Annotated in this window: 12 protein-coding genes; 5 read left to right on the top strand and 7 right to left on the bottom strand. The window is 61.9% G+C overall.

What is annotated here, in order from left to right:
• Window positions 1–50: 50 nt before the first annotated feature.
• From B348_RS0123630 to B348_RS0123600, 7 genes are all read right to left on the bottom strand, one after another.
• Window positions 51–557 carry a GNAT family N-acetyltransferase gene (locus B348_RS0123630; protein WP_017738504.1) on the bottom strand — a complete coding sequence of 169 codons (507 nt, stop codon included), beginning with the start codon at window positions 555–557 and terminating at the stop codon, window positions 51–53.
• The gene (locus B348_RS0123625; RefSeq protein ID WP_017738503.1) at window positions 554–1,192 is read right to left on the bottom strand and encodes a LysE family translocator; all 639 of its coding nucleotides are present in this window, start codon (window positions 1,190–1,192) and stop codon (window positions 554–556) included. Before B348_RS0123625 ends, B348_RS0123630 begins: the two co-directional genes overlap by 4 nt.
• A gap of 24 nt (window positions 1,193–1,216) precedes the next feature.
• Window positions 1,217–1,630, bottom strand: a complete 414-nt coding sequence (locus B348_RS0123620) for an NUDIX domain-containing protein (protein WP_017738502.1) — start codon at window positions 1,628–1,630, stop codon at window positions 1,217–1,219.
• A gap of 186 nt (window positions 1,631–1,816) precedes the next feature.
• Window positions 1,817–3,157, bottom strand: coding sequence for an HD domain-containing phosphohydrolase (locus B348_RS0123615; RefSeq protein WP_017738501.1), 1,341 nt, complete (start codon window positions 3,155–3,157; stop codon window positions 1,817–1,819).
• A gap of 172 nt (window positions 3,158–3,329) precedes the next feature.
• Window positions 3,330–3,635: a HigA family addiction module antitoxin gene (locus tag B348_RS0123610; RefSeq protein ID WP_017738500.1), complete on the bottom strand. Its 306-nt coding sequence runs from the start codon at window positions 3,633–3,635 to the stop codon at window positions 3,330–3,332.
• A gap of 8 nt (window positions 3,636–3,643) precedes the next feature.
• Window positions 3,644–3,922 carry a type II toxin-antitoxin system RelE/ParE family toxin gene (locus tag B348_RS0123605; protein WP_017738499.1) on the bottom strand — a complete coding sequence of 93 codons (279 nt, stop codon included), beginning with the start codon at window positions 3,920–3,922 and terminating at the stop codon, window positions 3,644–3,646.
• A gap of 167 nt (window positions 3,923–4,089) precedes the next feature.
• Window positions 4,090–4,362 carry a type B 50S ribosomal protein L31 gene (locus tag B348_RS0123600; protein ID WP_017135901.1) on the bottom strand — a complete coding sequence of 91 codons (273 nt, stop codon included), beginning with the start codon at window positions 4,360–4,362 and terminating at the stop codon, window positions 4,090–4,092.
• 181 nt (window positions 4,363–4,543) lie between these two features.
• On the opposite strand from B348_RS0123600, the gene B348_RS0123595 reads away from it, so the two are divergent.
• The 5 genes from B348_RS0123595 (at window position 4,544) to B348_RS1000000132065 (ending at window position 10,298) form a co-directional block, all read left to right on the top strand.
• A complete protein-coding gene (locus B348_RS0123595) occupies window positions 4,544–6,163 on the top strand; it encodes an FMN-binding glutamate synthase family protein (RefSeq protein WP_017738498.1) in 1,620 nt (539 codons plus the stop codon).
• An 11-nt stretch (window positions 6,164–6,174) separates the two neighbouring features.
• On the top strand, window positions 6,175–6,459 hold the full coding sequence (locus B348_RS0123590) for a putative quinol monooxygenase (protein WP_017738497.1): 285 nt from the start codon (window positions 6,175–6,177) through the stop codon (window positions 6,457–6,459).
• Between the two features lie 64 nt (window positions 6,460–6,523).
• On the top strand, window positions 6,524–6,820 hold the full coding sequence (locus B348_RS0123585; protein WP_017738496.1) for a cupin domain-containing protein: 297 nt from the start codon (window positions 6,524–6,526) through the stop codon (window positions 6,818–6,820).
• Window positions 6,821–6,944: 124 nt separating this feature from the next.
• Window positions 6,945–8,057, top strand: coding sequence for an OpgC family protein (locus tag B348_RS0123580; RefSeq protein WP_017738495.1), 1,113 nt, complete (start codon window positions 6,945–6,947; stop codon window positions 8,055–8,057).
• Between the two features lie 69 nt (window positions 8,058–8,126).
• Window positions 8,127–10,298, top strand: coding sequence for a dermonecrotic toxin domain-containing protein (locus B348_RS1000000132065; RefSeq protein ID WP_017738494.1), 2,172 nt, complete (start codon window positions 8,127–8,129; stop codon window positions 10,296–10,298).
• The last annotated feature ends 5 nt before the right edge of the window (window positions 10,299–10,303 follow it).

Raw genomic sequence — 10,303 nt, 5'->3', positions numbered from 1 at the left:
TGCAAGCTGACACACCGCTATCGCAGGAAAGCCAGCTCCCACAGGGGTTATCACTGGCCCGAAAGTTCGCGCCACATGTGGATTTTGTCGAAGTACTCCACGCCCACCCGCACCGCCAGCGGTTCCAGGCCGTATTGGATGAAACCGCAACGCTGGTACAGCGCAAATGCCGCGTCATTGCCGGCGGTGACGGTCAGTTGGATGACCTTGAGGCGCGGCTGTTTGCGTGCTTCATCCAGTGCCGCCTCGACCAGTTGACGGCCCACGCCCTGGTGCTGATGGCGGGCATTCACATACATGCCAAACAACGTCACCTTGTGCCGCGCCTTCTCTCGAGGCTCGTACGCCAGGCCGACGATACCGACCAGTGCATCCCCGGCAAAAGCACCGAGCAAGCAATCCAGCGGGCTGTCCAGGCGCTTCTCCCACCAGCTCAGGGGCATCGCTGCCCGCTCGGCCACGCTGGAGGTGAACGCCTGGGGATAAACGCCATACGCCTCCAGCATCAACGCCCGATAAGCCTCGGCATCCTGGGGCCCCAGCGTGCGGATGATCATGCGTTGCGGCGCTGCTCAAGCATCAGCCGCACCGCCAGCGCCGCCAAGACAAAGCCCATGAAATAACGCTGCACCGCCAGCCAGGTCGGGTTGTTGATAAACCAGCTGGCGATGCTCGCAGCAAACATCGCGATCAGCGCGTTGACCATGAAGCTCACGCTGATCTGGGTGAAGCCCAGCATCACGCTCTGGGTGAACACCGAGCCGTGCTCCGGGGTGATGAATTGCGGGAATACCGAGAGGTAGAACACCGCGATCTTCGGGTTCAGCGCGCTGGTGAGAAAGCCCATGGTCACCAGCTTGCGCGCGGAGTCGGGCGGCAGTTGCTGGGCTTCGAAGGGCGAGCGCGCGCCAGGTTTAACCGCCTGCCAGGCCAGCCACAACAGGTACAGCGCGCCGGCCCACTTGAGTACTTCGTAGGCCATCGGCACCGCGAGAAACACCGCCGTCAAACCCGCCGCAGCGGCGAACAGGTGCACAAAGAACCCCGCGACCACGCCCAGCAACGAGACCAAACCCGCCTTGCGTCCCTGGCAGATCGAACGGGAGATCAGGTAGATCATGTTCGGGCCGGGGGTCAACACCATCAGCAGGCACGCGGCGGCGAAAATCAGCAACTCGTTGAGTGGGATCACGGTTCAGTCCTTTGCGCCTGCACGTCAGGCGGTGGTGGTCAGCGATGCGCGATAAAACGGCAGGATCAGGTCACGTGTCAAGGGCGCCAAGTGCAGGCCGCCATCGCCGGCCGGGTCGATCCAGCGGACCTCTTCGATCTCCGCAGCGGGGTGTACCGGGACGTCGATATGCACCTGGAACAGTTGCGCTTCCACGGTGAAACCCGGCTCGTTGGCTGCCGGTGCCGAGAAGTGACCGAGGTAGACGGCGGCGCTCGGGTCGATACGCAGGTTGAGTTCTTCGTGCAGCTCGCGCGCCAGGGCCTCGGCTGGTTGCTCGCCAGCATCGATCTTGCCGCCCGGTTGCATGAACGCCTGGGTGCCGCGCTTGCGCACCAGCAGGGTCTGGCCGTCGCTGCCGATCAGGAGGGCGGCGGCGATGCGGATAGTGGTTGGCATGGGAGGGCTTCCTTGGCTGCGAAAAAGGCTGCAAGGATCACATGATCGTCGGGAACGCCGCAATCCAATGTGGGAACCGGGCTTGGGTGGGAGCTGGCTTGCCTGCGATAGCATCACCTGGGTCTACCTGAACAACCGAGTTGCCTGCATCGCAGGCAAGCCAGCTCCCACATTTTTGACTGCGTTTCAACTTGGAATCACGGTTTGGTCCTTGATGAACACGCTGTACCGCGCACCTTCCATGGTCTCGAACGCAATCAACTTATCCACCAACGGCAAGTTCAATACCTTGCCCGCGTTGAGCAGCAACATGCCGTTATCCGCATTCAAACTGCGCGCCAGCACCATGCCCTCCGCAAGCTCCCGGGTGCCGAGCACCTTGACGTTGGGATCCCCCAGGGTCACGTCATTGAGGTAAGTGGCACACACCTTCACAAAATCCTCGACCATCACCGGGTCATACAGGCGCCCGGCGTATTTGCGGATGTACAGCAAGGCCTCGTCGCTGTTCATCTGCCGCTCCAGGATCAGGCCCTTTTGCAGCTCGATAAAATCCACCGCCAGTTTCAACAGGCGCGAACCGGCGGGAATCGCCTCGCCCTTGAGGTGATCCGGGAAACCACTGCCGTCCCAGCGCTCCTGGTGATGGCGGATCAGCCGCGCAGCATCTTTCATCGGGTCCAGGGTCATCAGCAGTGACTCGCTCTGGGTGGCGTAGGCGCGATAACGCTCGCGGTCACTGCTGTGCAGCAGGTCCGAGGGCGAGGCCATCATGCTGTCGCTCCAGCTCAACTTGCCGATGTTGTAGAGCGCGGCGGCCATGGTCAGGTCGCGGTTGCTGGCGTCATCCACGCCGTGGGCCACGCACCAGGTGCGCACCAGGTCGATGATCTGCCGGTTGGTCTGCTTGGCGCGCGGCAGGCGCAGGTTGGCCAGCAGCGAGAACACTTCGGTGCCGGTGGCGTAGCTGTGTTTGAGTTCTTCGTAGGCCAGGTCGAGCATGTCGGCGGTTTGTTGCAGCTCGCTGGTGCGCGCGGCCACGTGTTTTTCCAGGGACGCGTTGAGCCGCTTGAGCTCGTCGTTCTGTTGCCGGGTCAACTGCTCCAGGCGCAGGCGTTCACGCTCGGAATGCTGGTGGGCCAGGGATTGGCGCAGGGCCAGCAGCAACTCCTCGTCGTTCCAGGGTTTGCTGAGGTAGCGGTAGATCTCGCCTTCGTTGATGGCTTTGACGATCAGGGTCAGGTCGGTTTCGCCCGTGAGCAGGATGCGCACGGTGTGCGGGTAATACTGGTGGATATGCGCCAGCAACGAAGCACCGTCCATGTCCGGCAGGCGCGCGGCGCTCATCACCAGGTCGATCGGTTGGCTGGCGAGAATCGCCAGGGCGTCAGCGGCGCAGGTGGCGCTGTGCAGGTCGAAGGGCTCCAGCCGCAGCAGTTGGGTGAGGCTGTGGAGGACGTCCGGGTGGGCATCGATCAACAGCACCCCGGCACAGTCGGCATCGGTAAAGGTAACGGACTCTCCCATGGGACACCTCGGATCGGCGGTGTGCGTTCCTTAGGGTATGGGCCTGCCTTCCTGGCGTTTACTGAGTAGTTTAGTAGGTTTTTGGCAGGTGATGGCTTTTCAGTATCACTCGCTAAAAACAGGCATTAAAAACCCGACTCTCTGGCCGGGTTTGCATGGGGCTGGCCCAATATCATGCGCAATGCGCCACTTTCTCAACTTCCTTGGAGATTTGAGCACCCTTGGCGATTTCCGCAGTGCGCAGATCATAGGCAGTCTGCAGGTTAAGCCAAAACTGCGCGGTGGTTTCCAACGCAGCGGCCAAGCGAAGTGCAACATCTGCGCTGATGCTGCGACGCATCAATACGATGTCATTCACCGTGGGCGCGGATACGTGCAGTGCCCGTGCAAGGGCGGCAGCGGTAAGGCCCAACGGCTCCAGGTACTCCTCCTTGAGAATCTCTCCGGGGTGTACGGGTCGCATGCCATTTTTAAACATGATTCACCTCAGTGGTAATCCACAATTTCAACGTTTTCCGGGCCGTGAGGCCCCCAAATGAAACAGACCCGGAATTGAGCATTGATTCGGATACTGTGCTGCCCCTCTCTGTCGCCATACAACGGCTCCAACCTGTTTCCAGGTGGTGACCGCAAGTCAGCGAGGTCAACCGCCGCATCGAGCATGCTCAACTTTCGCTCGATCACCGAAACGATGGCGGACCAACGCCGGGTGCGACCGGTTTCAAACAGGGTTCTGGTATCGGCGCATTTGAAGCTTCTTATCATCGCTTAATGCTTAACGTTATTCGTTAACAAGAAACTCTACATGGGTTTGCGAGATATTCAACCTGCCTTTAAATAGACACTGGGATGTAGCGACGAGCGGTCAGCGCACACGCATAAAAAAACCGCTCCAGAAACAGGAGCGGCCTTCGCGGTAAAACCGGCACGCCTCACGCGTCGGCTTTTTTCGGGCTTGAGCCAAACGACGCAAAACGCTTGTTGAACCCGGCAATCCGGCCTTCGACCTGGGTCTTGCGCTGTTGCCCGGTGTAGATCGGGTGCGACGCGCTGGACACGTCCAACGGGATGTAGGGGTAGGTGTTGCCGTCGCTGTGTGTGTGGGTGCGGTCGCTGTCGGCGGTGGAGCCGATCAGGAAGAACACATCAGCGGCGGTATCGTGGAACAGCACAGTGCGGTAGTCGGGATGGATTCCAGCTTTCATAGGGCCTCCGGGGCAAAATCAGTGTTATACAGTAACACAAATAATGCACCCAAACGAGAACCGATTACAATAAGAATAGACCCGCGGATTCTATGCAGAATAATCCCTTAGGTTGTCTGTGGTTTCCTTACTGGCGCAGAATGGCGGATCGACCTCAAGAGTCCGAACCCAAGGAAACCGTATGAGCCTGTCTTTGCTAAGCCGTTACGCCTTCTTTGCCGTGTGCGTCATTTTCACCCTCGCCAGCCTTCCGTTTATCCAGCATGAATGGCTGTGGCCGATCACCGTGGTCACTGGGATTCTCAGCCTGATCGGCATTTTCGACCTGCTGCAAAGCCCCCACGCGGTCCGCCGCAACTACCCGATCCTGGGCAATATCCGTTACCTGGTGGAAGCCATCCGCCCGGAGATCCGCCAGTACCTGCTGGAATCCGACAGCGACGCCCTGCCCTTCTCTCGCGCCCAGCGCTCGCTGGTGTATTCGCGCGCCAAGAACGAATCCGCCGACAAGCCGTTCGGCACGCTGATCGACGTGTACCAATCGGGCTTCGAATTTATCGGCCACTCCATGCGCCCCGCGCCGTTGAGCGATCCCAACGCGTTTCGCGTGATCGTCGGCGGCCCGCAGTGCAAGCAGCCGTATTCGGCGTCGGTGTTCAATATTTCGGCGATGAGTTTCGGTTCCCTGAGCGCCAACGCGATCCGCGCACTCAACCAGGGTGCCAAGCTCGGCAACTTCGCCCACGACACCGGGGAAGGCAGCATCAGCCCCTATCACCGTGAACACGGCGGCGACCTGACCTGGGAACTGGGCAGCGGCTACTTCGGCTGCCGCACCAGCGACGGCCGTTTCGACCCGGAGCGCTTCGCCGTGCAGGCGCAGAACCCGCAAGTGCGCATGATCGAAATCAAGATGAGCCAGGGCGCCAAGCCGGGCCACGGCGGCATCCTGCCCAAGCACAAGGTCACCCAGGAAATCGCCGAGACCCGCGGCATCCTGATGGGCGAAGACTGCATCTCGCCGTCGCGTCACAGCGCGTTCTCCACGCCGATCGAGTTGATGCAGTTCATCGCCCAACTGCGCGAACTGTCCGGCGGCAAGCCGGTGGGCTTCAAGTTCTGCCTGGGCCATCCGTGGGAGTTCATGGGCATCGCCAAGGCCATGCTCGAAACCGGCATCCTCCCGGACTTTATCGTGGTGGACGGCAAGGAAGGCGGCACCGGCGCCGCCCCGGTGGAGTTCACCGACCATATCGGCGTACCGCTGCGTGAAGGCCTGCTGTTTGTGCACAACACCCTGGTGGGCCTGAACCTGCGCGACAAGATCAAGCTCGGCGCCAGCGGCAAGATTGTCAGTGCGTTCGATATCGCCAGCGTCTTGGCCATCGGCGCCGACTGGGCCAACTCGGCCCGCGGCTTTATGTTCGCCATCGGCTGCATCCAGTCCCAGAGTTGCCACACCAACAAATGCCCGACCGGTGTAGCTACCCAGGACCCACTGCGCCAGCGCGCACTGGTGGTGCCGGACAAGGCCCAGCGGGTGTTCAACTTCCACCGCAACACCCTCAAGGCCTTGGCCGAAATGCTCGCCGCCGCGGGCCTCGATCACCCGTCGCAGCTGTCGGCCAAGCACCTGGTGCGGCGCATGTCGGCGACCGAGATCAAGCTGTTCTCGCAGTTGCATGTGTTCCTCAAGCCCGGCGAATTGCTGACCGGCGAGGTGAACGGCGAGTTCTATTCGCGCATGTGGCAGATGGCCCGCGCCGACAGTTTTGAACCCCATGAAGTCGTTGCCGCTTAAGGAGCCGCACTGTGTTGAAGGTCATCGCCGAAGATTTCATCAAACCCGAACACGTGGAAACCGTACGCGCGTGGTACGCCGAACTGGTGGAAAAAACCCGCCAGGAGCCGCTGTGCATCGCCTACGATCTGTTCATTGATCAAAAAGACCCCGGGCACTTTGTCTTCATCGAGCAATGGCCCGACCAGGCAGCCCTCGACACCCATTGCCAGACCGAACACTTCACCCGCCTGGTGCCGCAGATCAATGCCTATCAGGCCAAGCCGTGCACCGTGCTGTTAATGGATGCGTTCTAGCCCCAACCACTTTTCCCCTGCTGAACCGGACCACCGACGGCATCGCTGAAACAAGGACATTCACATGCCGTTACTCGACTTCGCTGCCATTGCCGGACACCTGCCCGGCACCTGGAAATCCACGCGACTGGGCCAGGTCGGCCCGGCGCAGATCAAGGTGTTGCGCATGGATGCGCAGCCCTATGAAGAAGAAACCCACGACTACAACGAAGGATTGCTGGTGACCAGCGGCCATCTGCTCTTGAGCATCGCCGGCCAGGCCATCCGCGTCGAGGCCGGCCAGATGTACCTCGTCGAAGCCGGCGTTGCCCATGGGGTCCTCGCTGGCAGCCAAGGCACCCTGGTGATCATTGATGTCTAGAGACATTCAGTAATACCCAACCTTTGCAATTGCTTACAAATACCGCCAACCTGCGCCCGCCCGACGGGAGGCGCCCTCGCACCTGCCCGTCATTACTCAAAATTCTGTACAAGAGCCCGCTGCCATGCTGAACGGACGCGACCCGCGCATCGATTTTTTTCGGGGCCTGGCGTTGATCTTCATTTTCTGGGATCACGTCCCCCACAACCCCCTAGGCCAGATCACCCTGCGTAACCTCGGTTTCAGTGACGCGGCGGAAGTCTTCGTGTTCCTCGCCGGCTTCGCCTCGGTAATGGCCTATGGCAAAGTCCTGCAACGCGAAGGCTACTGGATGGCCTGCCTGAAAATCCTGCGCCGCACCTGGGTGCTGTACGTGGTGCACATCTTCTTGCTGGCGATGCTGATGGGCATCGTGTTTTTCGCCAACAGCCATGTGGAGACCCGCGACCTGGTGCAAGAGATGGGCATGACCCACTTCATCACCCATCCGCAACAGGCCCTGCTCGATGAGTTGCTGCTGCGCTTCAAGCCCAACCTGATGGACCCGTTGCCGCTGTACATCGTCTTGCTCGCCAGCCTGGCGCTGGTGTTGCCGCTGATGCTGCGCTGGCCCATGGCAGTGGTGGCGGTGTCGCTGACGGTGTATCTGCTGGCGCCGTGGATGGGCTGGAACCTGCGGGCAATCGAGGACGGCGTGTGGTACTTCAACCCCGTGACCTGGCAGTTGCTGTTTGTGCTGGGCGGCGCGGCAGCCATTCGCAGCGGGCAGGCCAAGCCGGCCCAGCGCCAACCCTTGTTGCGCCAGCCGCTGTTTGTCGCGGCGGCGGTGTACGTCGTGGTCACCGGCCTGATAACGGTGGCGTGGCGCTGGCCCGAGATCCATGACGCGCTGATGCCGGCATCGATCAGCGACCTGATCTACCCCATCAGCAAGACCGACCTGTCGCCCGTGCGCCTGTTGCACTTCCTCGCCCTGGCCTACGTCACCGCCAAGCTGCTGCCCACCGCAGGCTGGACGCAAAACCCGGTGGCTGCGCAGGTGTGCCGCATGGGACGGTTCTCGCTGGAGATCTTCTGCCTCGGGGTGCTGCTTGCACCGTTGGCCGACATGCTCAACGCCATGGCCGGCGATGCGCTGCTGATACAACTGCTGACTGCGCTGATCGGGGTTGTCCTGATGGCGGCGCTGGGCGCCTGGCTGGAGTTGAACAAGCGCCTGAGCCAGCGCACTACATAGCTAGCGCCCACCACGCGAAAGCGAGTGCTTCCATTCTTTTCCCGATTTTATTCTGAAAGGAAGCACTCGATGCCCAACCACCCCTTTGCCAACGGCTTGTCCGGCCACTTGCAGTCCAGCGAATCCTGGGGCCAGCAACAGGCCCTGGCACTGCTGCGCCAGATAATTGCGCAATCGATGAGCCCGCTGACGTCCGCACAACGGCTCGAATACCTCAGGCTGCAACGTGCCGCCCACGACGCATTCAAGGCAGTGGACGCGGAAAACACCCGGCTGATCAAAGACTTCAAAGACATCGGCGTGGCGCAACTGCGCAACAAACTCGGCGGCCTCGACCCCCACGCCATCACGCTGCACACCCGCTACCTGGAAAAGCTCGAACCGCCCCTGCCCTGGGAACCGCGCAAAAGCACCCTCGGCGGCTTGGCCCAAGGTGCACGTTTTCGCCGTGACGTGGACGAATGGAAGTACCGCACCCATGTTTCAAGCCTGTCGCTTTGGGACGCGGCCTGCCTGAACTTCGACTTCGCCACCGGTACACCCCAGGCCTCGGGGCACCGGTATGTCGATGCGTCGTACCTGACCGGCGTCAGTGAAAAGCGGCTGAGCGTCAGCCAATTCATCGCCATCAGCCGCGAATTGGACCTGGGCGGCCAACTGCAAGCCAGGCTGTCCAGCGCCCTGGGCCCCGGCGGCAAACTGCACGGCTTGATCGAGACCAGTGCGCGCACCCACCTGCTGTTCGAAGCGCTGGAGGCGTATCGCGACCGCGCCACTACGGGCCTGACGCAACCCCTGTACGACAAGCTGGTCGCGGCGATCGATGGCAGCGGCACGGCACTGCCCTTCGAGACCCTGAGCATGGACCTCGATAAAACCATCCTGCCGGCGGTGCCCTTTGCCCTGTCGGGCACGAGCATCCCGTTGCCCCTGTTGCTAATCAAGGTGGGAAGCCTAGGGGTGGTGTCCTATTTCCCGTTCCGTCCCGGTGGCGCCTTGCGCTATCACACGGATGCCAAGGTGGCCGGCGCGGCGTTTCTCGACGACATCAAGGCCAGCCACCGTGACGGCGACCTGGGCTGGTTCGCGCGACAACTGCCGGTCACCGAGATCAACCTGTTCACTGAGCTGCTGCGTGACGAACCACGGCCTGAGGGCCTGAGCCCGGTGGCGGGGTTTCTCTATGATTCATTCCACAGCGTATTTCCAGAGCAGACCCTGGACCACCTGCGATTCGTCAACGACCCCAGGCCCAGCCGCCCGTCGAACCTGGTGCAGGCCCTCACCTATCGGCACATCCAGCATTACCAGAGCAACCTCGCCACCCTCGCCACCCAGCGCTCGGCGCGCGACCTGCAGGCGGTAATCGACGGCGCGGCAGCGATTGCCAGTGAACTCATGGAACTGCTGATAACCCCGGTACCGGGTGGGGTCAGCGGCTTGAACCGGGTGATGCAGGTCGTGGTGTTCGGCAACCTGACCTACAGCCTGATCATCGGCGTCAACGAAGCCGCCAAGGGCCAGGCCAGTGACTTTGCCGCCGCCATGGCCGACGTGGCGGACCTGGCCGTGAACGGCCTGTTGATCTCCACCGCCGGGCGCGTCCACCGCCAGCGCATCGAAGGCCTGATGCAGCGCATGGGCGGCCCGCGCAAGGTCACCCACAGCGACGGCACGCAGGCGCTATGGAAACCCGACATCACCCCCTACGCCGTCGCGGACCAACGCCTGCTCGACGGCCAGACGGCCAACGCCCAAGGCCTCTACCTGATCAACGGCCACCACTACGTACGCGTGCAACAAGGTGATCAACAACGCGTGGCCGAGGTCGCGGCCGCCCCCGAAACGCAAGGTTTCGTGCTCAAGCGGCGCAACGGCAACGGCAATGGCTTCGCCGCGCCGATCACGTTCGACCCGAAGCGGCAAGCCTGGGTCCTCGACCTGCACGGCGCTGGCCAACTCTCGGACTACCAGTTGATCGAGCAGATGCTACCCAACGGCGAGGCCGCGGTGCCCCCGGCACACCTGCGCAACCTGCTGCGCAGCACCGCCGTGTCCCGCGCCACACTGGACGCGATCTGGACGGGCGAACCGCCGCCGGTCAATCTGATCGAAGCCGTCCGGCGCGTGCAGATTGATCGGGTGATAGAACAACTGAGCTCAGGCTTCCACCATCGCGGCAACCTGCCCGCCCATGCCGGCAGCGCCCTGTTCGCCCTGTTGACGCAACTGCCGACATAGCCCGC

The organism is Pseudomonas sp. CBZ-4 (assembly GCF_000346755.1).
GTDB lineage: Bacteria > Pseudomonadota > Gammaproteobacteria > Pseudomonadales > Pseudomonadaceae > Aquipseudomonas.
Note: the sequence above shows the minus strand (reverse complement) of the source record. Positions and strands in the feature narration are given on the sequence as shown.

What these genes read in the sequence shown, in the direction of transcription:
- B348_RS0123630 (WP_017738504.1), bottom strand. Translation starts at nt 557, where the DNA reads ATGATCATCCGCACGCTGGGGCCCCAGGATGCCGAGGCTTATCGGGCG.
- B348_RS0123620 (WP_017738502.1), bottom strand. Translation starts at nt 1,630, where the DNA reads ATGCCAACCACTATCCGCATCGCCGCCGCCCTCCTGATCGGCAGCGAC.
- B348_RS0123615 (WP_017738501.1), bottom strand. Translation starts at nt 3,157, where the DNA reads ATGGGAGAGTCCGTTACCTTTACCGATGCCGACTGTGCCGGGGTGCTG.
- B348_RS0123610 (WP_017738500.1), bottom strand. Translation starts at nt 3,635, where the DNA reads ATGTTTAAAAATGGCATGCGACCCGTACACCCCGGAGAGATTCTCAAG.
- B348_RS0123605 (WP_017738499.1), bottom strand. Translation starts at nt 3,922, where the DNA reads ATGATAAGAAGCTTCAAATGCGCCGATACCAGAACCCTGTTTGAAACC.
- B348_RS0123600 (WP_017135901.1), bottom strand. Translation starts at nt 4,362, where the DNA reads ATGAAAGCTGGAATCCATCCCGACTACCGCACTGTGCTGTTCCACGAT.
- B348_RS0123595 (WP_017738498.1), top strand. Translation starts at nt 4,544, where the DNA reads ATGAGCCTGTCTTTGCTAAGCCGTTACGCCTTCTTTGCCGTGTGCGTC.
- B348_RS0123585 (WP_017738496.1), top strand. Translation starts at nt 6,524, where the DNA reads ATGCCGTTACTCGACTTCGCTGCCATTGCCGGACACCTGCCCGGCACC.
- B348_RS0123580 (WP_017738495.1), top strand. Translation starts at nt 6,945, where the DNA reads ATGCTGAACGGACGCGACCCGCGCATCGATTTTTTTCGGGGCCTGGCG.
- B348_RS1000000132065 (WP_017738494.1), top strand. Translation starts at nt 8,127, where the DNA reads ATGCCCAACCACCCCTTTGCCAACGGCTTGTCCGGCCACTTGCAGTCC.